Origin of the sequence: Nocardiopsis exhalans (genome assembly GCF_024134545.1) — a bacterium.
GTDB lineage: Bacteria > Actinomycetota > Actinomycetes > Streptosporangiales > Streptosporangiaceae > Nocardiopsis > Nocardiopsis exhalans.
In genome coordinates this window covers 2159435-2182871 of the sequence record NZ_CP099837.1, presented here as the reverse complement: position 1 = coordinate 2182871, position 23437 = coordinate 2159435, and the positions used below count along the sequence as shown (strand labels likewise).

At 69.9% G+C, this 23437-nt stretch carries 23 protein-coding genes and 2 pseudogenes; 10 read left to right on the top strand and 15 right to left on the bottom strand.

Features of this window, described 5'->3' with window-relative positions; translation table 11 throughout:
- Positions 1–13: 13 nt before the first annotated feature.
- Both NE857_RS09870 and NE857_RS09865 read right to left on the bottom strand, forming a co-directional pair.
- A complete protein-coding gene (locus NE857_RS09870) occupies positions 14–502 on the bottom strand; it encodes an NUDIX hydrolase (protein ID WP_254420721.1) in 489 nt (162 codons plus the stop codon).
- A gap of 197 nt (positions 503–699) precedes the next feature.
- Positions 700–1227 carry a PadR family transcriptional regulator gene (locus NE857_RS09865; RefSeq protein WP_254420720.1) on the bottom strand — a complete coding sequence of 176 codons (528 nt, stop codon included), beginning with the start codon at positions 1225–1227 and terminating at the stop codon, positions 700–702.
- Between the two features lie 81 nt (positions 1228–1308).
- On the opposite strand from NE857_RS09865, the gene NE857_RS09860 reads away from it, so the two are divergent.
- A complete protein-coding gene (locus NE857_RS09860; protein ID WP_254420719.1) occupies positions 1309–1743 on the top strand; it encodes a DUF6157 family protein in 435 nt (144 codons plus the stop codon).
- Here NE857_RS09860 and NE857_RS09855 read toward each other — a convergent pair.
- On the bottom strand, positions 1723–2367 hold the full coding sequence (locus NE857_RS09855) for a hypothetical protein (protein WP_254420718.1): 645 nt from the start codon (positions 2365–2367) through the stop codon (positions 1723–1725). The two genes, NE857_RS09860 and NE857_RS09855, sit on opposite strands and share 21 nt — an antisense overlap.
- Positions 2368–2552: 185 nt before the next feature.
- Here NE857_RS09855 and NE857_RS09850 point away from each other — a divergent pair, with 185 nt between their 5' ends.
- From NE857_RS09850 to NE857_RS09835, 4 genes and pseudogenes are all read left to right on the top strand, one after another.
- Positions 2553–3362 carry a hypothetical protein gene (locus NE857_RS09850; RefSeq protein ID WP_254420717.1) on the top strand — a complete coding sequence of 270 codons (810 nt, stop codon included), beginning with the start codon at positions 2553–2555 and terminating at the stop codon, positions 3360–3362.
- A 223-nt stretch (positions 3363–3585) separates the two neighbouring features.
- A complete protein-coding gene (locus NE857_RS09845; protein WP_254420716.1) occupies positions 3586–4056 on the top strand; it encodes a hypothetical protein in 471 nt (156 codons plus the stop codon).
- Positions 4057–4271: 215 nt separating this feature from the next.
- On the top strand, positions 4272–5810 hold the full coding sequence (locus tag NE857_RS09840; RefSeq protein WP_254420715.1) for a sensor histidine kinase: 1539 nt from the start codon (positions 4272–4274) through the stop codon (positions 5808–5810).
- A gap of 16 nt (positions 5811–5826) precedes the next feature.
- Positions 5827–6387: pseudogene (locus NE857_RS09835) on the top strand (response regulator transcription factor); the annotation flags it as partial.
- 24 nt (positions 6388–6411) lie between these two features.
- On the opposite strand, the gene NE857_RS09830 reads toward NE857_RS09835, so the two are convergent.
- Positions 6412–7629: an RNA-guided endonuclease InsQ/TnpB family protein gene (locus NE857_RS09830; RefSeq protein ID WP_254420714.1), complete on the bottom strand. Its 1218-nt coding sequence runs from the start codon at positions 7627–7629 to the stop codon at positions 6412–6414.
- A complete protein-coding gene (tnpA, locus tag NE857_RS09825) occupies positions 7626–8048 on the bottom strand; it encodes an IS200/IS605 family transposase (protein WP_254421927.1) in 423 nt (140 codons plus the stop codon). The genes NE857_RS09830 and tnpA overlap by 4 nt, the downstream gene beginning before the upstream one ends.
- Positions 8049–8204: 156 nt before the next feature.
- Between tnpA and NE857_RS09820 the strand changes: the two are divergent.
- Positions 8205–8336 (top strand): annotated as a pseudogene (locus tag NE857_RS09820) (LuxR C-terminal-related transcriptional regulator); the annotation flags it as partial.
- Positions 8337–8444: 108 nt separating this feature from the next.
- Here the strand turns inward: NE857_RS09820 and NE857_RS09815 are convergent.
- Both NE857_RS09815 and NE857_RS09810 read right to left on the bottom strand, forming a co-directional pair.
- Positions 8445–10955: an FtsX-like permease family protein gene (locus tag NE857_RS09815; RefSeq protein WP_254420713.1), complete on the bottom strand. Its 2511-nt coding sequence runs from the start codon at positions 10953–10955 to the stop codon at positions 8445–8447.
- On the bottom strand, positions 10955–11716 hold the full coding sequence (locus NE857_RS09810) for an ABC transporter ATP-binding protein (protein WP_254420712.1): 762 nt from the start codon (positions 11714–11716) through the stop codon (positions 10955–10957). The genes NE857_RS09815 and NE857_RS09810 overlap by 1 nt, the downstream gene beginning before the upstream one ends.
- A gap of 252 nt (positions 11717–11968) precedes the next feature.
- Here NE857_RS09810 and NE857_RS09805 point away from each other — a divergent pair, with 252 nt between their 5' ends.
- Positions 11969–12112 carry a hypothetical protein gene (locus tag NE857_RS09805; protein WP_254420711.1) on the top strand — a complete coding sequence of 48 codons (144 nt, stop codon included), beginning with the start codon at positions 11969–11971 and terminating at the stop codon, positions 12110–12112.
- Positions 12113–12193: 81 nt separating this feature from the next.
- Here NE857_RS09805 and NE857_RS09800 read toward each other — a convergent pair whose 3' ends face one another.
- Positions 12194–12757, bottom strand: a complete 564-nt coding sequence (locus tag NE857_RS09800) for a TetR/AcrR family transcriptional regulator (protein WP_254420710.1) — start codon at positions 12755–12757, stop codon at positions 12194–12196.
- Positions 12758–12800: 43 nt separating this feature from the next.
- Positions 12801–13166 carry a DMT family transporter gene (locus NE857_RS09795; protein ID WP_254420709.1) on the bottom strand — a complete coding sequence of 122 codons (366 nt, stop codon included), beginning with the start codon at positions 13164–13166 and terminating at the stop codon, positions 12801–12803.
- 116 nt (positions 13167–13282) lie between these two features.
- Between NE857_RS09795 and NE857_RS09790 the strand changes: the two genes are divergently transcribed.
- On the top strand, positions 13283–13630 hold the full coding sequence (locus tag NE857_RS09790; RefSeq protein ID WP_254420708.1) for a DMT family transporter: 348 nt from the start codon (positions 13283–13285) through the stop codon (positions 13628–13630).
- Between the two features lie 38 nt (positions 13631–13668).
- Here the strand turns inward: NE857_RS09790 and NE857_RS09785 are convergent, their stop codons facing one another.
- Positions 13669–14760, bottom strand: coding sequence for a hypothetical protein (locus NE857_RS09785; RefSeq protein WP_254420707.1), 1092 nt, complete (start codon positions 14758–14760; stop codon positions 13669–13671).
- Between the two features lie 323 nt (positions 14761–15083).
- Between NE857_RS09785 and NE857_RS09780 the strand changes: the two genes are divergently transcribed.
- A complete protein-coding gene (locus NE857_RS09780; protein WP_254420706.1) occupies positions 15084–16430 on the top strand; it encodes a helix-turn-helix domain-containing protein in 1347 nt (448 codons plus the stop codon).
- A gap of 76 nt (positions 16431–16506) precedes the next feature.
- On the opposite strand, the gene NE857_RS09775 is transcribed toward NE857_RS09780, so the two are convergent.
- The 3 genes from NE857_RS09775 to NE857_RS09765 are packed head-to-tail and all read right to left on the bottom strand — an operon-like array spanning position 16507 to position 20500.
- Positions 16507–17655: a hypothetical protein gene (locus NE857_RS09775; protein WP_254420705.1), complete on the bottom strand. Its 1149-nt coding sequence runs from the start codon at positions 17653–17655 to the stop codon at positions 16507–16509.
- Complete coding sequence (locus NE857_RS09770; protein ID WP_254420704.1) at positions 17652–19703, bottom strand: hypothetical protein; 2052 nt, start codon at positions 19701–19703, stop codon at positions 17652–17654. Before NE857_RS09770 ends, NE857_RS09775 begins: the two co-directional genes overlap by 4 nt.
- Positions 19700–20500 carry a toll/interleukin-1 receptor domain-containing protein gene (locus tag NE857_RS09765; protein WP_254420703.1) on the bottom strand — a complete coding sequence of 267 codons (801 nt, stop codon included), beginning with the start codon at positions 20498–20500 and terminating at the stop codon, positions 19700–19702. The genes NE857_RS09770 and NE857_RS09765 overlap by 4 nt, the downstream gene beginning before the upstream one ends.
- A 378-nt stretch (positions 20501–20878) precedes the next feature.
- On the opposite strand from NE857_RS09765, the gene NE857_RS09760 reads away from it, so the two are divergent.
- Complete coding sequence (locus NE857_RS09760) at positions 20879–22054, top strand: acyltransferase family protein (RefSeq protein ID WP_301184322.1); 1176 nt, start codon at positions 20879–20881, stop codon at positions 22052–22054.
- 132 nt (positions 22055–22186) lie between these two features.
- Here NE857_RS09760 and NE857_RS09755 read toward each other — a convergent pair whose 3' ends face one another.
- Positions 22187–22378, bottom strand: a complete 192-nt coding sequence (locus tag NE857_RS09755; RefSeq protein WP_254420702.1) for a hypothetical protein — start codon at positions 22376–22378, stop codon at positions 22187–22189.
- Positions 22379–22459: 81 nt separating this feature from the next.
- The gene (locus NE857_RS09750; protein WP_254420701.1) at positions 22460–23077 is read right to left on the bottom strand and encodes a hypothetical protein; all 618 of its coding nucleotides are present in this window, start codon (positions 23075–23077) and stop codon (positions 22460–22462) included.
- Positions 23078–23437: the final 360 nt, after the last annotated feature.

Sequence of the window (23437 nt, the reverse complement as noted above, 5' to 3'; positions counted from 1 at the left end):
ATGCCGATCCCGGTCACGGAGTCCCGTTCTCCTCTGGCGCCTTTCCGCCCTGGTTCAGCAGTGCGAGAAGGCCGTGGATGTTCGCCTGAGCGAACTCTGAGAGCGAAGGCGGCAAGAGACGGATGCCCGCAATAGCCTCACGGGTGGCAGGAACGGTGGCCACCTCGTAGGTGCCGCGGCCGGGCTCGGTGAATTCGGCACCCGTACGTCGGCTCAGGTCCATGGAGACCAGACGGGCGAGGAAGATGTGCTGGAGGCTCACGCCTTCGAGGAAGTCGTCAGTGATGAGGAGGACCTGGCGAACCCCGTCGATCTTTCCGCCCAGTTCCTCGCGGACCTCGCGGTGCAACGCGGCTTCGGCATCGGTGTCCTCCGTTTCCAGCCCTCCGCCCACCGAGACCCAGTACGGCTCCTGGCCCGGTTTGGTGCGCTTGATGAGCACCAGTCGTCGATCCCTGTCGAACAGGAGCGCACGGGCGCTCTGCTTGACGATCTCCTTCATGTCCATCCGCTCCCAGTCGTGCGTTCGAGGTCGGCGAGAAGCCAGGGACACCCAACAGGTCGACGGCCCAGTGAACGAAGGAGACGTCCACCCAAACCTGACGAAGCGGGGCGGGGCCAGGCATGGGTGGGGGCGGAAGGGATCGCGGATCCCAGGCGCGTGCTGGTGATGGCATGCCCCTCATCCTGCCCAGAGGCTTATCGGTGGCGGTCGGCCTGCTCCCGGAACCACGCGATGGCGAAGCGTTGGGTGGCCAGACCGTAGTCGAGTGTCGCGCGCTGGTAGGCGATGACGTCCTGGTACCCCTCGGGGACGTTCCGGGCGTCGATCTGTTCGTCGAGCGCGCTGAGCCGGGCCAGGTCGGACTCGTAGCTCTCGATGATCCGCCCCAGGACCGGGCCGCGCTCCTGCGGGGCGAGCAGGCCCAGGAAGTACAGCCGGGACAGGGCCGCGGCCTCGGTGTCCGTGCCGCCCAGCTCTCCCGTCATCCAGGTCCGGAACTCCTCGCGGCCGGTCTCGGTGACCCGGTAGACCTTCCGGCCGCGTGCTCCGGCGTCGACGCTGGCGACCTCGATCAGCCCTCGGGACAGCAGGCCGTCCAGGGCGCGTTTGATGCTCCCCGCGCTGGCGCTGTAGAAGAGCGAGACCGTCTGCCCGAACGTCTTGATGAGGTCGTAGAGGGACTGTTGGGAAATGAGGAGCATCCCGAGGATCACGTGGGCCATGGGACGAGTCTAGTGCGAAGGTTCTCTTAGACATGTCCCTGAGACATATGGCGCGCCGCCTCGGCACCCTGGATTCGAGGCATGGGAAAGCGACACACGATCTGCTACTTCGACACGTTCATCACGGTCTCTCCGGACTCGGCCGCACCGGGCGCGATCGAGCCTCCGGTGGCCGCGAAGCCCTCGGTCGCGGCGATGACCTTCGAGATGATCTCCGAGGCGCCGTACGCGTACACCTCGGACGATGTTCTGTTCACGGTGTGGGCCGACCGGAAGGAGATCCCGGAGGCGGAGCGCGGGCAGGCACGTGAGGAGTTCTTCGCCAAGCCCAAGGCCTGCTTCCGCACCAGTGACCTGGGCAAGCGCTACGGGTGGGGAATCCATTCCGATGAGAGGGGGCGCGTGGCCCTGTACGCCATGGGTTCGGCCGAGTACGAGGCCTTCGCGTCGGGCACCTCCCCGTTCACCGGCGGACCCGTCAACGTCAAGGCCGCCTTACGCGCCACTCGACGCTGAGTCTTCCTGGGGGTTTCCGGTTCCCCGGCGGTGGTCCTCGACCGCGGAGGCCACCGCTGCGGCCAGGCCCGGGTAGTCGGTCTGGGCGGGACCCAGTTCCAGGAGACTGGAGAGTGCGATCGTCTGCTGTTCGGGGCGCTGTTCGTCCAGGACCCGGGTGGGTAGTACGTAGAAGGTCCACTGGCCGAGGTCGAGCGGGTCCAGGGACGGTTTGTCCTGGTGGTGCAGGACGCAGAAGACATAGGCATCCGAGTTGCGGCGCTTTTCGGTGTCCTGGGTGTTGGTCCGCGCGTCCCAGCCCGCGCTGGGTCCGATGGAAAACGAGATTTTCGACAGTTCTTTCTGGTCCCACGTCTGTAGATAGGCCGAGGACTTGACCTCCACCCGCCATTCCTCGGTGGTCCGGATGTCGACGGAGTCCCATTCCCTGCGGGTTCCGTCAGCGGCGTTCAGGGCTGTGGCCACGAGGTATTCGGCGAGGATTCCGCGCGCGGTGTTGTCGGCCAGGTCGGAGTAGGCCCAGCTCCAGAACGCCTGCAGCGAGCCCGCCGCCTGGTCGCCGACCATGATCGGCTCGTCGCCGCTACGCCGGTTGACCACCAGTCGACCAAGATGAGAACCCATGTGTTTCCTCGGGGGGAGAGAGATCGGCAGCGACTTCCGGAGCGGGACCGGGAAAGGTCATTCTGAAGCACTTCTCCCGTTCTGGAAAGTGCGTCGGAAGGGAAAACGCTTGCGCGGTTCCCGGCGTCGAACAGGTAGCAGTACCGACAAGCACAGACGTCACCCCTGTTTTCCTGGAGGACCGCGTGAGCAATGTGCCCGACCGCCTGCCCGATGCCGCCTCGAACCGGCCCCAGCGGCGCGGGCCCGTTCAGCGGCTCTCCCCGGAGAGCAGGCAGGTCCAGCAGGATGACCGGTCGCAGCAGTTTCCGCAGCGCGAAGCCCCCACCCACGCGCCCGGTGAGATGGGTTTCACGAAAGGCCCCGGTCGCGATGACCAGTGGCAGGAGCTTCCCGAGAGCGTACGGAAGCGGATGTGGGGGTACGCCGGGCGCAAATCTCTGCTCTGGTGGGCGAACGAGACGGGTACGGGACGTCTGGAGGCTGTCCTGTTCGGGGATCAGGCACTGTGCTTCGCCGATCCCCAGGTGAATGACGCCGGTAAACCGGTGTACTCGCTGTCCGTCTACCACGTGGACCGCGCTTCGCTGCTGCAGGAGGAGATCGTGCACCGGGTACGTCCGGGCAGCCGGTTCGATCGGGTGGAGGATTTCGAACCCGTCGGAAGGACTTCGTCGGTACCGCCGCCGGACGCGCGCCCCGGAGGCATCGCGCTCAACCCCCGCACCCGGAAGATCCTCGGCCACCTGCCGCCGCGGGCCCAGGAGCTCATTCAGGCCCCATTCCTCGGCGGGCAGCGGCTGCTGAGACAGGACTTCTACTACTTCGGGCACGAGGGCGGTGACCTGGAGGTCTTCTGTATGGTCTTCGCCGGTCCTCGGGATGTTGCCACATTGGAGGGCACCCGCACCATCCCGGCCGGGCACACCGAATCCAGCGCCCACTGGGATCTGACCGCCTACCAGGCCGGGGTGACCAAGCGGCGCGGAGCCTGAGCCTCTTGCGCAAAGGCGTTCCGGGGCGATCCAGTACGCCTCGGGTCGCCCATCGTCTGAGTTCAGGTGGAGAGCTGCCAGCCGACGGCCTCGTGCTGGTGGCGCCAGAACTTCGTGCAGGCCCGTGACGTCAGCGGGGGCCTCCACTTCCGCCACGTCACCGGAAGGCCCCCGTGGCGCGGCCCCGGCACTGCGGTGTGGCCCGGCAGCTAGGCTCCGGGGCATGCCCCGTTTCTCCGTGGCCCCTGCTCCCACCGTGCTCACCCTGTCCCTCCTCTCCTTGCCGGCTCTGGCTCTCAGCGGATGCGCGCGGACGCACACCGCCGACATCGGCACACCCGTCTCGGTCTCCCACCCGGTGGGTGCCTACTCGTCCGAGTTCCGCTGGGGCAACAACGCCCACGTGATCTACGCGGTCGAGAACGCCTCCCTCACCGAGACCGGACGGATGGACTTCGATCTCACCGTCACCGTGCCGCCGCTGGGGCGGGTGTTCGGGTTCGTGCGGATGGAGGTCACCTGTGTCGCGGGCGGAGAGACTTCTTCGGCGCACACCCATGAACGTCTCGGAGAGGCCTACGACGGAACCTTCGAGTTCCCGATGTGGTGCGCCGTCCCCGAAGAAGCTGATCTTGTGGCCATCGAGATCGACCACCACGACGAGCACCTGAGGTTCGAGGGCTCCGTGGAATGACCTTCGACCGTGGGCCCGACGTCTGGCCGGGCCCCGCGAGGAGGGACCGTTACTGAACGAACGGCTCGCGGGGGCGGGCCCCTGGTGAGGCCCGGGCCGGTCGGTTCCGGGCAGGGCCACGGGAGGGCACGGGAGGTCGAAAAGTCACGGAAAGGCCCCAAACCCTGACTTTCGACAGGGGACGCGGCCGGGTCCGGCCAGTTAGGTTCCCGGGTATGCGCCCGTTCCCTACCCCGCGTCGCCCTGGCCTGGCGGGGCACCTGGCCCTGGCCGCCGTTCTCCTGCTGCTCCTCCTCGCACTGCGCTGGCCGCTGGCGATCGCCGCGGTGCCCCTGCCCGCCGTCCTCACCGGCCGGCTGTCCCCGGACCTGCGCGCGGCGGGCGCTCTTTTCGCCGCGACCCTCCTGACCGGGGCGGGTTACCTGCTGATCAACGGCCAGCCCTTGAGCGTGTGGGTCACCTGCCTCTTCCTGGCCGTGTTCGCTTTGGCACTGCCGGGGCTGCTCGGCCTGTACCTGCGCAGCACCTCCGATCTCGCGCGGGCGGGCTGGGAACGAGCCCGGACCCTGAACCGGGAGGCGGGTCTGACGGCAGAACGGGCTCGGCTGCGGGAGCGTTCACGGATCGCCCGGGACCTACACGACGCCGTGGGGCACGAACTCAGCTTGCTCAGCCTGGGCGCGGGCAGTCTGGAGATGGCCGCGGACCTGCCCGAGGAGCGCCGCCGCCAGGCCGGGCAGCTGCGGGAGACCGCCGGACGGGCTGCCGAACAGCTCATGGCGGCGGTCGGGGTCCTGCGCGCGGACACCGAGACCGCACCGCTGACCCCGGCCGGTGAAAGCATCGCCGAGCTGGTACGGAATTCGCGCGAGGCGGGCCTGGACGTGTCCTTGGAGTGGGATGACGCTCCGCGTGAGCTCCCCGTGATGGCGGACCGCGCGCTCTACCGGGTGGTTCAGGAGTCGCTGACCAACGCCGCCAAACACGCCCCGGGAGCGGCCCCCCACGTACTGCTGTGGAGCACTCCGAAGGGTGTCCGGGTGCGGGTGACCAACCCCGTGCCCGGGGAGGGGCGCGGACCCCGTCAGGTCCCCGGCGCGGGCAGCGGCCTGCTGGGCCTGCGGGAACGGATCCGACTGGCCGGGGGCGACCTGAAAGCGGGGCGATCGGGACGGGACTGGGTGGTGACGGCCCTCGTTCCCGTGGCTGAGCCGGCCCTGCCGCCATCCCCTGGGGGAGAGCCGTCGCGGACCGCCTCGCGAGTGCGGGCGGCCGGTGGAAAGCCAGCCTCCGAGGTCGACGACCGGATCGAGGGCCACGGTGCGTCCGCCCTGCACGATGTGCTCTGGGAGGGCCGGGAAGTACACATCCACCAGCAGGTGCGCCGCCGCACTGTATGGGCGATCGGCACCATCCTGATGATCCCCATCCTGATGGGACTGGTGGGATACACGCTGCTGCTGTTGAACAGCTACCAGCAGGCGGCCGCCGCCACGCTCACCCCGGAGGAGTTCGAACAGCTGCGGCTGGGACAGGACCGGGGTTCGGTGGAGGCCGTGCTCCACGAGGGGGAGCTCTACCGGGGCACCTTGGCGGAGTCCTCCCAACCCCCGGATCCGGAGGGCCTGGTGTGCCGCTACTACCGGAGTTCGAGAGAGCTCACCACCGACTACGACAGGTACCGCCTGTGCTTCGACTCGGTAAGACTGGTGTCGGCCGAGGTGCTGACGTGGGGCCCGGGGAGGCCATGGTGATGCGGGAGGTCGTGGGGTGATCAGGGTCCTGCTGGTGGACGACGAGGCGATGGTCCGTGCCGGGGTGCGGTCGATCCTCGGCAACGACCCGGAGATCGAGGTGGTGGCCGAGGCTTCCGACGGCCGTGAGGGTGTGGATCTGGCCTGGTCGCACCGGCCGGACGTGGCGCTCATCGACATCCGCATGCCGGGAATGAACGGTCTGGAGGCCGTGGCCGAGATCCGCCGGGCCGTACCCGGAACCGGGGTGGCCATCCTCACCACCTTCGGGGAGGAGGAGTACGTGGTGCGGGCCCTGGACGGGGGCGCGGACGGCTTCCTGCTCAAGACCGGTGACCCCAGAGAACTCCTGCTGGGGGTGCGCGCGGTGGCGGAGGGCGGGGCTTTCCTCTCCCCCAAGGTGGCCCGCCGGGTCCTCAACGGCCTGAACCACGAACGCTCCACGGACCGGCTGCGGGCCGGGGAACGGCTGGCCCAACTGACCGCCCGGGAACGGGAGGTCCTGGCCCTACTCGGCGCGGGGTTGTCCAACGGCGAGATCGGCAAGCGGCTCTTCGTGACTCCTCCCACCGCTGAAGCGGCGGGCTTCTCCTGTCTCCACTCAGGCGACAGGAAGGACCAGCCCGGCCCTTACACCAACGTTGACCGCCCCGACCCGGTCGGCGTGCTCTGTATAGCCGCACCGGACGCAACGGAACTTCTCCTGACTGGGGCGGTTGTCCGCACTCACATGCCCGCACGCCTCGCGTGGGCAGGTGCGCGACGTGTTGCGGGGATCGACCGGGACCAACTCACGACCGGCGCTCTCAGCCTTGTGCGCGAGGATTCCCAGGAACACCCCCCAACCCGCATCCTGAATGCTCTTGTTCAGCCCGGCCTTGGCGGCGGCGTTGTTCGGAAGAAAAGCGCCTTGCTGTTCGGGGTCGGGCTTGGGTGCGGGCTTCTTGGTCATACCCGCGATGTTCAGGCGTTCGTGTGCGATCGCGTCGAACGAACGGATGAGGTCAAGCGCGACCTTGTGGTGGTGATCGACGCGTTGACGCCGCACCTTTGCATGCAACCGGGTGACCCTGGCCTGTGCCGCACGGTGCTTGCGCGTGCGGCTCTGCGCCTTGACCCGCTGGGGGAAGGCGGACAGGTCGCGCTGTGCGGCGGTCAGCTTCTCAGCGGAGCGCGCGAGGAACCGGGGGTTGTCGACGTGCTCGCCCTCGCTTGTGGTGAGGAAGGAGGCCACCCCCATGTCGATACCGGTCACACGCCCGGTCGGTTCCAGGGGTTGGGCCGGTACCTGGTCACAGGCCACAACCACGAACCACCGGCCGCCCTCGCGCTTGACGCTGACCGTCTTCACACGGCCCTTGACCGGCCGGTGCCGGTGGACCCGCACGTGTCCCACACCCTGGAAGCGGACGCGGGTCACCGCATCTTGGGGTGTGGAGTCCCAGCGGCATCCGTCGCCGTCCTTGGGAAAGACCACGGTGTCGAACCGGCCTACCCCACGGAACCGGGGATACCCGGGCTTGTGCCCGGACTTCACCCGGCGGAAGAACGCTTGGAACGCTTTGTCCAGGCGTCGCAACGTGGCTTGCTGGGAGGAGAACGACCAGCGCCCCTGCCGCTCGGGATCAAACGACCGGATCTCTTTGAGCTGCGCGGACTGGTCGCCGTACCTGATCTTCGTCTTCGAGGGGTGGGCGTAGGCGTCGCGGCGTTCCTGCAATGCTCCGTTGTACAAAGAGCAGTGGTCGCGCAGCATCTGCGTGAGAGATGCCTGTTGGCGCTTGGTAGGGCGAAGAAGGAACTTGTACGCGCGGATCACGTACCCTCTCCCTTCTTCCACGGGCGTTCCCACTGGGTGTCGATGTACCGCTGCACCGTGTCAGCGCTCACGGCTCCCACGGACGCGGCAAAGTACGACGACGACCACAGGGTGGGGAGCTTCGACCGAAGGTGGGGGAACTCCTCACGCAGAACACGCGATGTGTGCCCCTTGAACTGGTTGGCGACGTATGACGCCGATGCCTTGGGGCCGTGCTTGACGAACAGGTGCACGTGGTCGGGCATCACCTCAACCGCGATGATCTCCCACCCGCGCTCACCGGCCTTGGACCTGATCAGTTCCTCCAAGCGCTGTGCCACACGTCCACCAAGGACCGGGCGGCGGTACTTCGAACACCACACGACATGGAGCCCGAGGTCGTACACGCCACCGGAGAACCGGCGAACCTTGCGAGTCACAGACACGAGACAAGTATACACACGACACAGGTCTACTTGCTGTGTCCTGTGGTGGACGCCGGACCGCCTGGCGGCGGTTCGGCTGCCCTTGTCCCGCTACGCGGGAAACCTGATTCCCCCACCGGCTAAAGCCGGTGGTCCCCTCAGGAGGATTTGATGGTGGAAGGCACCGTGAAGGGCCATGTCAGCACCATCTTCCGCCGCCTGGACGCCCGCAACCGAGTGGAAGCCGCCGTCCTCGCCCACGAGGCCGGCCTGGTCTCGCCCACCTCGGACAACCCCCGGTAACCCGCGAACCCAGGCCCGCGTGTTCCGGCTCCCCAGCAGGCACGACTCTCGCCGTACACCCGGGTCGCTGGTCCGCGCTGTGCTCCCCCGTGCCGACCCTCCAGACTTTCAGTCGCCGCTCAGGCCCTGGGCGGGGGCGATACGGGCGGCCCGGCGGGCCGGGAGCAAAGGCGCGAGGGCACCGATCACCAAGGCGGCGAGCAGGATCAGAGCCAGCTGCCCCCAGGGCAGGGACACCACCAGCGGTGCCGTCCCTCCAACGATGGCGCCCACCCCGACCACCCCGTAGGGCACCCCGATGAGCAGGCCCGAGACGGCGCCGAGCAGGGCGATCACCGTGGCCTCGGCCACGAGTGTGCCGCGCAGCCCGCCCCGGGTGAGGCCCAGGGCTCTCAGCAGCGCGGACTCCCGGGTTCTCTCCAGTACGGACAGGCCCAGCGTGTTGGTCACCCCGATGCTGGAGATGACCACGGTGACCAGCAGCATCACCAGGGCCAGGGCGACCAGGAGGTCGAGGACCTCGGTGAGGTCGCCCCGTTCACTGAGTGCTCCGCTGAGCATGATGTCCGGATCGGCCCCAGCGACCAGGTTCATCTGGGTGGCGAGCGCGTCCCGGTCCGCCCCGGGGGCGGCCACGCCCCACACCATGCCCTGCTCACGGTCCTCCGTCATGGCGTCCAGGACATCCGCGCGCACCACCGGGGCTTCCGTACCGGAGGCGGTGGCCAGGTTGGACGGGTGCACGGTGAAGGACCTCCCGGCGCCGTCCACCGTGAGCTCGGCCCTCTCCCCCGGCTCGACCCCGAGCGTTCTCAACTGCTCCCCGGAGAGCAACATGACGGGAGCAGCACCGGAGTCGGCCCCGAGGAGCGTCGTGGTGCCCGTGGCCTCGGCCAGCTCCGGGGAGACCCCCACCAGGGTGACCTCGTCCAGACCGGCCAGGGTGACCCGCTCGGTACGGGGCGCCTCCACCAGTTCCAGGCCCTCGATCCGCCGGACCAGGTCCACGGTGTCCGGGGCCACCGATCCCTCGTCCACCCGGGCGCTGACGTCCACCGGGTAACGGGCGTCCAGGTCGCCGTCGATGGTGGCCCGCCCGGTGGCGGCGGCCGTGGTGAGCGCGGTGATCAGGCCGAGCCCCAGCACCAGGGTGAGCGTGGCCGTGGCGGCCCGGCCGGTATCGCGCCGCAGGTTGGCCCCGGCCAGCTCGGCGACCCCGCCCATCCGTCTCAGCGGGCCGTGCACCAGGTGGATCAGCCGGGCGATGAGGTAGCGCAGCGCCAGGAGCAGGCCGACCGCCCCCACGAAACCGCCGCCGATGGCCAACGGAAGAGCCCGTGTCCACGCCCCGGCGAGCATGCCACCCACCCCGAGCGCCGCGAGCACGCCACCCAGGACGTGCACCGCGCGCAGACGCACCCCGCCGTCCGGTACCGCCGAACGCAGCGCCTCGATCGGGGCGGTGCCGGCGGCCTTGCGCGCCGGGGACCAGGCAGCGATCACGGTCGTGCCCACCCCCACCAGGAAGCAGCCGACCAGCGCGAGGGGACTCAGGTGGAGTCCGGCACCGGCCAATCCGGTCAGCGCGGCCCCCGCGTACCCGACCGCGATCCCCGTGCCGACCCCGACCAGGGCACCGGCCGAACCGATGAGCAGGGCCTCGGTGACCACCAGCGCACGTACCTGGCCGCGCTCCGCCCCCACCAGACGCAGCAGCGCGGTGTCCCGGCGGCGCTGCGCGAGCAGGATCGTGAAGGTGTTGGCGATGACCATCGCCGCCGAGAGCAGGGCGATGAGAGCGAACACGAGCAGGAGGAGGCCGAGCTGCTGGGACCCGCCCGCGAAACGGTCGGCGGCCAGCTGGGCCCGCTCGTCGGCGGTCATCGGGTACAGGTCCCCGGGAAGAGCGGCGGCCAGACCCGCCACCACCTCCTCGGCGGAGACCCCGTCGGCCACGCTGGCCATGACGCTGAACGGGCTGTCCCCCGCGAAGTAGGCCTCGGGTGCGTAGAGCGTGTACTGCACCCCGGTCAGCGGCTGGAACCCCGGGGCCACACTCCCCACCACCGTGAGCGTGCCGCCCCGGCCCTCTTCGGTCCCGGCCCCGGTGTCCTTCGACTCGATGGATTCGGGTCTGGTCTGGTTCTCGTCCACCTCCGTGATGACCTGGACCGGGTCACCCACCCGGAGGTCCAGGGCGTCCAGGGTGGCGGTGTCGGCGACCACCTCGCCGGGGGAGGTGGGCCAGGTGCCCTCGGTCAGGTCGAACCAGCGCAGGCCGGGGTCGTCGGCGATGCTGTAGACGTTGGCGCTGCCCCGGAGGCCGTCGGTGACGAGCTGGACCGTGCGGGCGTGGTACTCGGTGACGGCGGTGATGTCCGGGTGGGCGGCGATCGGGTCCGGCCAGTCCGGGCCGGGGTCGGCGGCCTCGGTGTCCCGGTCCACGATGAGGTCGGCGGCGGTGAGCGGAGCCGCGGCCACCGCGCGTAGACCCGCGTTGGAGGTCGTGGAGAACACGGCGGTGGCCGCCAGGAAGAGGGTGCCGAGCACGATCGCCAGCAGCACGGAGAGCAGGCGGGCGGGGTAGGCGCGGATCTGCGCCCAGGCGAGGGTTCGCATCAGTGCTCCGTCCGGGCCATGGCGGCGAGGACCTCGTGGGTGGCGGGTTTTTCCAGGGCCCCGCGCAGGGCGCCGTCGGACATCATCAGGACCCGGTCGGCGTAGGTCGCGGCGGTGGGGTCGTGGGTGACCATGACGATGGTCTGGCCGAGTTCGGTGCCGGCGCTGCGCAGGCGTTCGAGCAGTTCGCGCCCGGCGGTGACGTCCAGGGCGCCGGTGGGTTCGTCTGCGAAGAGCACGGCGGGCCGGGTGAGTAGGGCGCGGGCGACCGCGACCCGTTGTTGTTGTCCGCCGGACAGCTCCGTGGGCCGGTGGCCGAGCCGGTCCCCGATCCGCAGGGATCCGATCACCTCGTCGAAGTAGGCGCGGTCCGGGCGCTGTCCGGCGAGTCTGAGCGGGAGCAGGATGTTCTGTTCCGCGGTGAGGGCGGGCAGCAGGTTGAAGGCCTGGAAGACGAAGCCGATCCGTTCGCGTCGTAGCCGGGTGAGTCTCCGGTCGTCCAGTCGGGCCAGGTCCTGCCCCTGGACCAGGACCTGCCCCGAGGTGGGGGCGTCCAGCCCGGCGAGCAGGTTCATCAGCGTGGACTTGCCGGAGCCGGAGGGCCCCATGACCGCGGTGAACTCCCCCGGGGTGAAGCCGAGGCTCACCCCGGCCACGGCGGTGACCGCGGCCTCGCCCTCCCCGTATCTCTTGACCAGGTCGACCGCCTGGCGTGTGGGACCGGGTGGTGGGGTCGGTGCGCTCGCCCTGCTGTCCTTCACCCTGTTGTCCTTCAACCTGTTGTCTCTCAACCTGTTGTCTCTCAACCCACTGTCTCCGCCCGTGTGTCGTCGGTCCGAGAACCACGCTAGGAATCGGCACCCCCGCGCTGACACCGACGACGGGCGGGGCAGGCCTCTGGCGAAGGACAGGGGCGGAACGGGAGGTCGGGTGGTACGCGCGCCCGCGTTCACGCACGAAACCGAAACACCGCTGATCGACTTCGTTCGGAGCGTTGACGCGGTGGGGGCGCGGTGAACCTGGTGGAGGAGGACTACGAGGACGCCCCGGAGCTGCTCTCCGTCGCCGCCCCGAGCGGGCCGGACGGCCGGGGGCCTGGGCTGGTCATGGTCTCCCTGCGCCCGTTCCAGATCCTCACTCTGCGCCTCGAACGCTGACCGGGAACCGGTGGCCCAGGCGGCCAGCTCGAATGCACCGCTCGGATGCACCGGTCGGAGGCGGATCCAAGGGCCCCGGACTCAGTCGCCTCGCAGGGCGTGCTGGAGGGTCTCGGTGATGCGGGCCTCGGTGAGGTCCTCGTCGCCGAGCAGGATCCGGGCGCACAGGCCGTCCGCGGTGGCGGCGAACTGGCGGACGGTCAGGTCGTCGGCGCCCTGGCCCCGGGCCACCTCCGAGACCGCGTCGCGCCAGCGCCGGGCGACCGGGCGCAGGGCCGGGCGGCGGGCGGCCAGCAGGTTGAGCTCGCGTTCGGCCAGCGCCCGGGCGCGCCCCTCGCCGCGGGCGGAGGCGATCACCCGGGCCAGCCCCGCCACGGCCTCACCCGGCGAACTCCGAAGACCGGCCAGCTGGTCGATGTAGGTGTCCGAGGCGGCGGTCAGCGCGGCGACCAGCAGGTCGTCCATGGTCTTGAAGTAGTAGACGGCGGAGCTGGCCGGGACGTCCGCCTCGCGGGCGACCGCCCGGTGGGTGACCCCGGCGACACCGTCGCGTTCCACGACCCGGAGCGTGGCGGCGATGATCTCCTCGCGCCTGCGCTCACCCCGGGCCCGACGCCCGTCGACCCGCTCCGCCGTGCCGCTCACGTTCTCCCCCGTCCGTGTTCTGGCGGCGACGATACCAGCGTGTTCAGGGCCGAACCGGTTCCCTGGAGGCCCGCGGCTCCTCGGGAAGGCGGGCCCGACCCAGTTCCAGGGCGAGGGCGCCCGCCATCACCAGGGCCAGTCCGGCGATCTGGACCGGGGTGAGGCTGTCACCGAGGAAGAACACCCCGATGAGGGCGACGATCGCCACGCCCGCGGCGGTCCACACGCCGTAGGCGACGCCCACCGCCATACCTCGTTTGAGAGCGAGCGCGAGCAGGTAGTAGGCGGCCAGGACGGTCGGGACCGCCACCAGGACCGCGATCGGGCGGGTGAACCCCTCGGATACCCCGGTGGCGGTGGCGCCCACCATCTCGGACAGCAGCGCGGCGATCAGGAAGAGCCAGGCCATGTTCGTTCCCCTCGGTCGTCCTCGACGGATCCAGACAGGCAAAATACTTGAACCATCGTTCAAATAGGTGTGTACCCTGACCCTAGAACCAGTTGAACTATCGTTCAAGTACTTGGGTGTCAGAGACCGCAGGAGGCTCCGTGTACCTCGCCTATCTTTTCCTCGCCGGAACCGTCGCCCTGGAGGTCGTGGGCGCCATCGCCAGCCGCTACTCGGAAGGGTTCACCCGCCCGCTGCCCACCGCGGTCACCGTGGTGACGATCGTCGGCGCCTACTACCTCTTCGCCCTGGCCCTGCACGAAGGGCTCGGCATCGGTGTGGCCTACGCGGTCTGGGCGGCCGTGGGGATCGTGGCCGTCACCCTCATCGGGGTGTTCGCGCTCCGGGACCGGATCACCCGCACCCAGGTCGCGGGGGTCGTCCTGACCGTGGTCGGGGTCCTCGCCCTCCAGCTCGGCGGCTGAGCCCGGGGACTCTGGGGGCCGCTGTTCGGGGCAGCTGCCTACCGCTCGGGGTAGACCGACTGGATGCGCTCGGCGACGTCCGGGAAGCCGCTGCGCTCCAGGATCTCCACCTGCTCGCGAACGAACGCGGCCCGCTCGTCCTCGCCCTCGACCGAATCGATCAGCCCGCGCAGGATGGCGACCTGGACGTCCTGCTCCATGGCGCCCTGGTCATCGTCCTGCTCGGCGGGCCACCAGTAGCTCTCGTAGCCCTCCTCGTCGACCCCGCTGCCCGGCATCGGGACGGCGGGCTCGGCCACCCCGAGCAGGTCGGAATCCTCATGCGGGTCGGCCAGGTCGGACACCTCGTTCGCCGGGGCCGGGAGAACCGGCCCGGACTCCGGGCGGAGATCGGGAGCGGCGCCCTGGCCGGGAATCCCGGACATCGCCGCGCGAACGCGTGCCGCCTCGTGCTCGGCTGCCCAGAGCGCGCGGTCCTTGCGCAGCTGGGCCATGCGCTGGAGGCGTTCGTCGTCATCGTCGGCCAGTTCCAGCCGGACGTTCTCCGCCCACACCTGGATCACACCCCCGGAGACCGGATCCTCCACCGCGAACACCGACTCCAGCTCGCTCTCGGCCACCGCGCGCTCCGCGGGGTGGATGTCGCGCAGGTACTCGCGGGCGCGGAGCACGATCGAGTGGACCGCCGGGCCCGCGGGGTTGCGCAGGCTGAGATCGACCCGGTGGGCCCAACGCCAGTGGACCAGCGCGGAGAACTCGAACGAGTAGTCCTCCACCGCGCTCGGCAGCTCGGTCCGGCGCGTGCGCACGCCCCGGGTCCCGCTCTGGCCGCGCGGAACCTCGATCGGCGCGGGCTCGTCGCCCTGGTCCGATCTGTCGCGGAGATCATCTCCCGAACCCCGCACCGACTCGCCCTCTTCCCCGCTCCCGTGTTTCTCCCGCGCACCCTTGCCCGTCACCAGGTCCACGGCCGCCACCAGCAGTTCGGGGCGGGCCAGCACCACGCCCAGCAGCACCACGGCGAACGGCAGCCACAGCAGTGTCCATACTCCGACCAGCGGAAACAGCACCACGGGAACGGTCAACACCACGATGGCCGCCGCCAGGCGGATACGGGCGAAGGTGGCCACGGGGGTGTCTCCTCATGCGGGGGCAAGGGGCTCGGAACGAAAGGTCCTCTGGCAAGTGTGCCCGAGAACCGGCGTGCACGTGCCACCAACGCCGAGTCAGAGGCCCCGCGGCCCCCTCCGATGCCCCTCCCGAGCCCTTCCGTAGTCCCGCCCCGATCCCTCCACCCCGCGCCACCAGGGCCCCGTTTCCCGCTCCACCCCGCCGGATATGACCCCTTGCGTCCGCCTGGTGCCTCCCCCGTCCCCACCGCCCGGCCTGTTTCCCTCCGCCTCCGCGGAAGGCACCGGAACACCCCCGCTCAACCCCCACCGAGGTGAGAAGAATGTTCAGTGCCGAGCTCCGCCTCCGTCGGCAGCAGGCCGGGATGAGCCTTGAAGCGCTGGCCCGGAAGATCCACTACAGCAAGAGCCACCTGAGCAAACTGGAGAACGGCGCGAAGAAACCCTCCCGGGAACTGGCCCGGGCCTGCGACGCCGCCCTCGGCGCCGACGGGCAGCTCTCCCGCCTCATCCCGGGGAACAACCCGGGGAACGCGCCGGGCGATACCCCGAGCCGTGCCGACGACCAGGCGGAGCCTCCCACGGACGACCAGGAGGTATGGCTCATGAGCATGACACCGGACGGCCAGACGGGCTTCGCCGGAATGGACCGCCGCACCGCCCTCTCCCTCGGCGCTCTCTCCGTTCTGGGCGCGGGAGCGGGCTCCGGGGCGGGTGCCGGTTCCGCACTCGGCGGCACCGCCCCGCGCGCACGCACCGACACCGAACCCGCCCTGGCCAGCTTCCGCACCCAGCTGGGTGAGCTCAGGACCATGGGGCAGCACATGGCGCCGACCATGGTCTTCCCCATCGCCATCGCCCAGACGAACGCACTCCGCCAGCTGGCCAGATCCGCGCCCCCGGCCCAGCGGGGCGCGGCACTGCGCCTGGCCGCCCGGTTCGCCGAGTACACGGGGTGGATGGCCCAGGAGAGCGGATCGGAACAGCGGGCCCTGTGGTGGACGGACACCGCCGTGTCCCTGGCCGAGGCGGGCGGCGACCGGGAGATGGGCGAGTACGCGCTGGTCCGCCGGGCTCTGGTCACCATGTACGCGCACGACAGTCCCCAGACCATCGCCCTGGCGCAGCACGCGCAGCGCGCTCCCGAGACGTCGCCGCGGGTGCGGGGACTGGCCGCCAAACGCGAGGCTCAGGGGCACGCACTCGCCGGTGACCTGCTCTCCTGTGAGCGCGCGCTGGAGCGCGCACGCGCGCTCCTCGCCTCAGGCGGGGCGACCCCTGGGAGCGGGCGCGGGCACGGACCGGAGGTACTGGGTTCGAGGCACGTCAGCGACCCGGTGGGGGTTACCCGGGGGTGGTGCCTGGTCGATCTGGGGCGTGCGGAGGAGGCCGCTCAGCTCCTGGACCAGGAGTGCGCGCTGCTTCCGGCGGACGCCGTGCGGGCCCGGACCCGGTTCGGGGTGCGCCGGGCGATCGCCCACGCCCTGTCCGGGGAGGTCGACCACTCCTGCGCGATCACCACCGAACTCCTGACCGGGGCCTCGGAAGTGGACTCGGCCACAGTCCGGTTGGACCTGCGCCGACTGCACCAGACGCTCGCCCGGTATCACGGCCACCGTTCGGTGCGGGAGCTCTCACCGGTGCTGCTGGCCACCCTGAGTGGGGCCTGAACACCGGAAAGCGGCCGGGGCCGTGCTCGGGCCAGTACACCCGAACACGGCCCCGGCCCAGACCGGAACGAAAGACTCAGTGCGGGACGCCGTTGCCGTTGGGTGAGGGCGTGGGCACGGGCCCTGGTGCCTCGTAGGTGACCCCCAGGTCGAAGTCGTCCCCTTCATCCGGCAGGGGGTGAGCGTGCCGAAGCAGTTCCGCGATCCCGGTCAGCGAGGCCCCTTCGAAGAGACCGACCCACCGGTGCACCAGTTGCACACGTTTGTCCTCATCCTCGATCTCCTCCCCGATCCTGGCCACGATCTTCCCCACCGACTGTGCCAGGTCGTCCTCGCTGCTCTCCACGACAAGATCGCTCCCGTCGAACCCGCTCCGCTCCTCCACTCCCACGAGGCCCTCGACCGTCCGCTCCTCCCGCACGATCTCGTCAAGGAAGGAGAAGGCCTCCGGGGAGGCCACCCGCAACCGCTCCAGGAGCTCCGCCGGATCCGCGCACTTCGACGCCTCCGCGACCCGCGTGAGCACCTCGATCAGGTCGTGGGTGCGGTTGACGTCTGCGTCCCCGCGCACCAGGTCCCAGACGATGGCGCTGCCGGGGGTGGCCAGCACGTCGTCCGCGAAATATCTGCGCTTGGCGGACTCCACGGAGCGCTCCACCTCCCACAGCGCCCCCTCCTTCCGTGCCTTGGCGATGCGGGCCAGACGGCTCTCGTCCTCCTCGGAAAGCGTGACCGTGACATCCTCCGCCCACACCTCCAGAGCACCGTCGAACCCGTGTGCGGCCACCCCCAGAACCGACGCCACCCGGTGACGGGCCACGTCGTGGTCCTTGGGCCGGTAGCCCGTGCTGACCCGCTCTGCCTGTTCCATCACCATGTGCTTGGCGAACTCGCCGGGGTTGCGCAGCCTGGGGTCGGGTTCCCCGGTCCACTTCCACCGGACCATGGCCGAGAAGACGAAGGGATACTCATCGTCCTGGCTGGGCAGCGGGGACTCCCTGATCCGGGCGCCCTGCGGTCCGCTCTCCACGAACGGGTCCGGCGGGGTCTCGGTCTCGCCGGGCAGCGCCGCCTTCGTGCTGCTCAACATGAGCGCGAGCACCCCGATGAGCAGCAGGGGCGGGACCAGGGCCAGGGCCCACCAGTCGAGGAACAGGAAGAGGGCGAGGACCAAGGGGACCGCGATCGCGGCCAGGACCGCGATGCGTCGCAGCAAGGGGCTCATGGGGTCTCCGTACGTCGTTCAGCGGGGGTGCCGACGGGCGTGTCCAGGCCCTCGGCGGCGTCGATGAGCCGGATCAGGTCGGCGCTGGCGCAGCGGCGGCTTTCCCGGTCCTGGGGACCGGCCTCCGCCCGCCATCGGAGTGCGGCGGTGTAGAGGGCGGGTAGGGTCCCGGCACCGGCGGCGGCCGCCACCAGGACCTTCCTGAGCTGGGCGCCGTGGCCGATCCACCGGTGGGCGTACTCCTTGGTCCGCTGCGGACGTTGGTGGAGCACGTGCCCCAGACCATCCCGCACCAGGCCTTCGACCCCAGGCGAAACCGTTCGGGGCCGCGATCCGCCACCGACCAGGCGTTCGGGTGCGGTGAGGTCCCAGAACAGGTCCCGGTCAACCGAGTGGTCGGGGTCGGGAAGCCGCTCGCAGACCCTGCGCAGGACTTTGCGGTACAGGGACCTCTCGTGGGCCAAGGTGCCCAGCTCAGCCCGGGCCGCCTCCGACACGGCCACCGCCCGGTTGGCGGCGAGCAGGTGCAAACGGACAATGGCCTGTTCGGGGTGGGTTGCGGCCAGCTCCTGGGCGCAGACGGCGACCAGCACCTGACCGAGTTCCCGGCCGAGCCCCGGGCTCTCCGCCCACTTGTAGATCTGTCGCCGCCCGATCCGCCCGTACCGGTCGTGCCGCAGCACCGTGGTCAGCAGCACCGCGGCCTGCGGGGCGGTTCTTCGCTGCTGGATGACCCACCTTTGGACCCGTTGAAACACCGCCCCCGGTTCGGCGATCCGCAGCGTCTGTTCGGCCCAGCGTTCGGCAACCCGGTCCTGGTCCGCAGGTGAGAGGGCTTGGTTGGTGACCAGGGCGTCCACCCACTGGCCGAGTTGGTCGTGCAACCGGGGGTGGGCGTCCCAGAAGGCTGAGCGAAGCGCCCGAGCCCGGCCGACCCGCTTGAAGTACACCCTGCGTTCGGTGCCCACCCCGATCTCGCAGTCACGCAGTTCCTCATGGAAGTCCGGACGGTTGAGCAGGGGTGTCTCGTCCTCGGGGAAGGAGATCTGGGCCAGCAACGACTCCACACCGGAGGCCAGGTGCTCGACGGGCACCCCCTCCAGCAGTGACGCGGCCAGGAGCAGGGCCCTCTTCCTGCCCGTGGTGTCCTTCAAGTCCTCAGGCAGGGCGGCCTCTCCCGCTTCGAGGGCCCTACTCAGCCAGCCCTCTATCCGCCCCTCGTAACCGGCCTCCTGGTAGGCGGTCGCGGTGCGCCAGGCCAACCCCTCGATCCCACCCATGGACGCGGTGCTGACCCAGGTTCGGATCTCCTTCGTGGCGCGGTCGGGGAAGAAGCCCGGCACGCCACGGGAGTCGAGATGCTCGGCGAGGACAGCGAGCGAGTCCGGTCGACGATGGGGCACCACGCGGTCCCGGAGGGACGAGTGCAGCTTCTCCACGTCCTCGTGTTCCACCAGCACCACGAGGGAGGCACCGGCCCGCAGTGCCCGGGCTCGCAACCCCTCCAGCTCATCACGCAGGGGAGCCAAGGCGAACCCGCTCTCCCGGGTGAGATCGACCAGTAGGCGTTCACCGCCCCTGAGCTCGTCCGCGTCGAGTGTCGGCCGCCCGTCCTGGCCGTTGGTCACCAGGTCGTCCTGAACGTCCTGGTCTGCTTCCTCGCCTGCGGGGGCCAGGATCATCTGGGCCGCGGCCCTGACCCCATCGCCGGGTCTGGCGCTGAGGACGACCGCCCCGTGACGCGCGATGTCGGCTCGGCGTGCCTTCTCGTCGAAGCCGGGCGGCTCGACGAAGCGTCGGCGCAGGGTGGCCAACCGGTCCCCGGGAACGATCCTGCGTTCCTTGCCGTAGTTCACCTGCCCGTCGTCGAACTTGAGCCGCGCGGAGTAGGCGCTGACATAGAAGTGTTGCTGGTACTGGTCCCCGGACACGTTGGTGACCGTCGAGTCCTGGTTGAGGTCCCCCGAGCCGGTGTTCGTGGTGGCGTTGTCACCACTGACGGTCGGCCCGGAGACCCGGTCGCGGGGTTCGGTCTCCTGAGTGGTCATCGGCGGCCCCTCCGGTGGGCACCGCCGGTGTTCTGGTCTCTGACGGTCTGGTCGCCGGACACGTGGTTGACCGTCGAGTTCTGGTCACCCGCCACGTGATGGGTGGTCGAGCTCTGGTCTCCGGACACGTTGGTGACGGTCGAGTTCTGGTTGAGGTCGCCAGAACCGGTGTTGGTGGTGGCCCCGTTGCCGTTGACCACCACGCCGCTGTTGCTGTAGTCCCTGGCCTGCACGGCGATGCCGTCGACGTCAGCCATGCTGTTGCGCGTGCGCGGCTCCCCGTCCCGCGCGAGCGCCGCCTCCTCGTCGGCGCGAGCCTGCAGTCTCCGGTCCAGTTCGGTGGCGGCGACCAGGACGGCCTCGGCGATCTCGTCGAGGTCGGAGTCCGAAGTCCGGTGGCGAAACCGCCGGTACTGGCAGCTGGCCAGCGGGGCGAGCTCCTCGGGCAGCTCGTCCTTGCGAAGGCGCGGCGTGGCCTCGATCAGCACGGGGATCACCGTCGCCTCGGCTTCGAAGGCGGCCGCGATCTCCCAGCGCGTCCAGTCCTCGGGGTTGTCGACCGCCCGGCGGCCGTCGCCACCGCGGATCTCCAACCACTCCGGGCCGATGACCGCCACCAGAACCTCACAGCCGCGCACCGCTTTTCTGAGTTCCTGCTCGAAGTCTCTTCCGGCCGGGATCGAGTCACTGGCCCGGAAGACCTCTTCCACACCGAAACGCTGGGACAGTTCCCGGCCGAGGAGCGTGGCGACGTGTTCACCGTCGCCGGTCCGGTAGTTGACGAAACAGCTGTTCATGACTCCCCATCCGCATCAATGAAAATATGCCGAACGAACACCGCCGACTTTTTGGTGCACTTGACAACAGCGACGCATATCGCCACCAGACACCTTTTGCCAACGCTCCGATAATGTGCCCAAAAGCTGGATCTGAAAAGGTCGATCGACTTGTTTCCCGCCGCCCTTGTCCGGGGAAACGGGAAACCCCGGGTCCGGCCGGGGCTCGGAACGACGCCGAGAACCACCGCCCGGCGTTGGCCCGGCACGCGTCACCGGCCTGGCGGTCAACTGGGGGCGGAAGGGGATTCCGTCGGGAGGGCGAAAAGTCGGGAAACACTGGCGCAAGGCCCCCTGGGTCGGTCTTCCCGAAGCGGGTCGAGGGCGCACCATGACTGAATGCGATCACCCGACTTCTCTTCTCCACAGGTCGTCGCCGCCCCGGAGCGGTCCGGGGCCCGTGGGCTCGGAAGCCGCTTCCGCCCAGAGGTGCAGGGGTTGCGCGCCGTCGCCGTGCTGCTCGTGCTCGTCTACCACCTGAACCCCGAGCTGCTGCCGGGCGGGTACGTGGGCGTCGACGTGTTCTTCGTGATCTCCGGGTTCCTCATCACGTCGCTGCTGCTGCGCGAGGTCCGCGAGCACGACCGGGTGTCCCTGGCCGGGATCCTGAGCGTGGCTGCGGTGACCACCGCCGCGCTGGTTCGGGTGGACGGCTTCCAGGCGAGCGACTTCGATCCGGCGGTGCACGTGGGGCCGGCGGCGATCGGTCTGCCCGCCCTCGAAGGGGCGTGCATGTACCCCTCACCGGTCGGGGCCGAGGACGACACGCCCCAGGCCGTCGACGACGGCTGCCACGCGGGTTTCGCCAAACGGGATCCCTCGGACCCGTGCGTGTACGGGCCCGAGGGGGCCGACACCACGGTCGCGCTCACCGGGGACTCGCACGGCACCCAGTGGTTCCCCGCGCTGTACGGACTGGCCGGGGAACGGGGATGGCGAATCGCGGTGTTCAACAAGTCCGCCTGCGCGTTCACCGCGACCGACGTGGGCCGGGACGGCGCGACCTACCAGGAGTGCTCGGACTGGAACCAGGCGGTGGTCGACGAGCTTCACGCCCTGGACCCGGATCTGTTGGTCACCAGCTCGTCGGCGGCCGGGACCCCGGACGGCCTCGAACCCGGACCGGAGGCGCGCGACACCATGGCGGCCGGGATGGTCGAGCTGTGGGAGAGGGCCGCGGAAGCGGACACCCCGGTCCTCGTGATCAGGGACACCCCGCGCACCACCACGGACGTGCTCGACTGTCTGGCCGCCAACACCCACGACCTGGCCGCCTGCGACCAGCCCGTGTCGTCCGCGCTGCGGCTCGACGACCCCCAGGAGCTGGCGGTCCGGGAAGTGGCGAAGGCCGAGCTCGTCGATCTCAACGACCTCATCTGCGCGGAGGACACCTGCCCGGCGGTGGTCGGCGACGTGGTGGTCTACCGGGACACGCACCACCTCACAGAGACCTACGCGCGCCTGCTCGCCGACGACCTCGGCGACCGGATGGACGAGGCTCTGGCCCGCACCTGACCAAAGGGGCTCCGGTACGTGGCGGACCGGACCGGCAGCCCGTAACTGAGCTGGTCCGGTCCCGTTCCGGACGCACGTCGGCGCCCGGAACGGGCGGACTACCGGAACGGGCCGCCGCCGGGACAGGTCAGCTCAGCCGCCGGTGAGCCGGGCGAGGAGCTGAACCGCCGTGGGCCCCTCGGGTCCGAGGGGAACGGTGAAGGGAGAGATGTCCCCGGGGACGAGTGCGGCCGCGTGGATGTCGGCCGGTACTTCTTCGCGTCCTCGGGTGGTGTGCTCGCTGCTGTCCTCTGTATGAGGTTCGCGGAACCCGCAGACCCTCATCACACCCCTCCTGAAACGCGCCGATCGGGGCGGGCCAGTCTTGGTTACCGGTGACCCGCCCGTGCCTGCGCCTGCGCCTGGCTACCTGGGACCGCGGGGCGGCTGCTCAGGATGTCCCGGCTGTGGCGGATACTGACCCTGCGGCGGATACTGCCCCTGCGGCGGGTACTGTCCCTGCGGCCCCGGAGGCGGCGGAGCGAACCCCGGCGGGACCTGGCCGCCGCCCTGAGGCATCCCGCCCGGGGCGCCCGCCCCGGGCGCCGGGCCCCGCTTGAGCAGGGCCAAGTCGACCACGTTGTAGACAGCCACCCCCAGCGACACCAGCAGCACCAACCAGAAGCCCACTCCCGTGCTGGCGTTGTATTCCGCGAACTGGAGGAACTCAGCCCCCGTTCCCTCCTCGATCGCCTGACCCACTGACACGTGCATGCCGATCTGGTTCACCAGGACCAGAAGTGCCGACAGACCCGCGGCGGCGAGCCCCGCGATGGTCCGGGCCAGCGGCTTGGGCAGGGCAGCGCTGAGGACACCGCCCACCAGTGCGGTGATCAGGGTGACCAGCAGCAGCGGCCGCACGCCCGCGCGCATGTCCTCCAGGTCGCCGGAACTCAGCTCCGGGGCAAGGCTGCCGCTGACGCTCGGGGAGCCGTTGAAGGCCAGCGACATTCCGGTGTAGCTGACCTCGAGGGTCCCCATCATTCCGCTACAGGAGACCGTGAAGAAGGGGAAGAGGAAACACAATATGACAAAACCCAGCCCACCAGGGCTGATCAGCCTTTTTGGTGTTGACGAAACCACACGCCCACTTTTCCTCTCACAGCGCCCGCCCCGAGCCGGGGCGGACATCGACTCAGGGGATGTCTTCGGAACCATGTCCGCGAAGCAACATTCGCACCCGGTATCCGCAATGGCCAAATCGCACCGGCTCTGTCCCCGCAGGCCAACCAGCGCCGCCGCCCCACCCGCCGCACCTCCCCTGGCCGCATCCGGGGCAACCCCGCTGGACGCAGTGGGAGAGGGCATGGCAATTCATCATGAGAACTCCGCCTCAATCCGCCC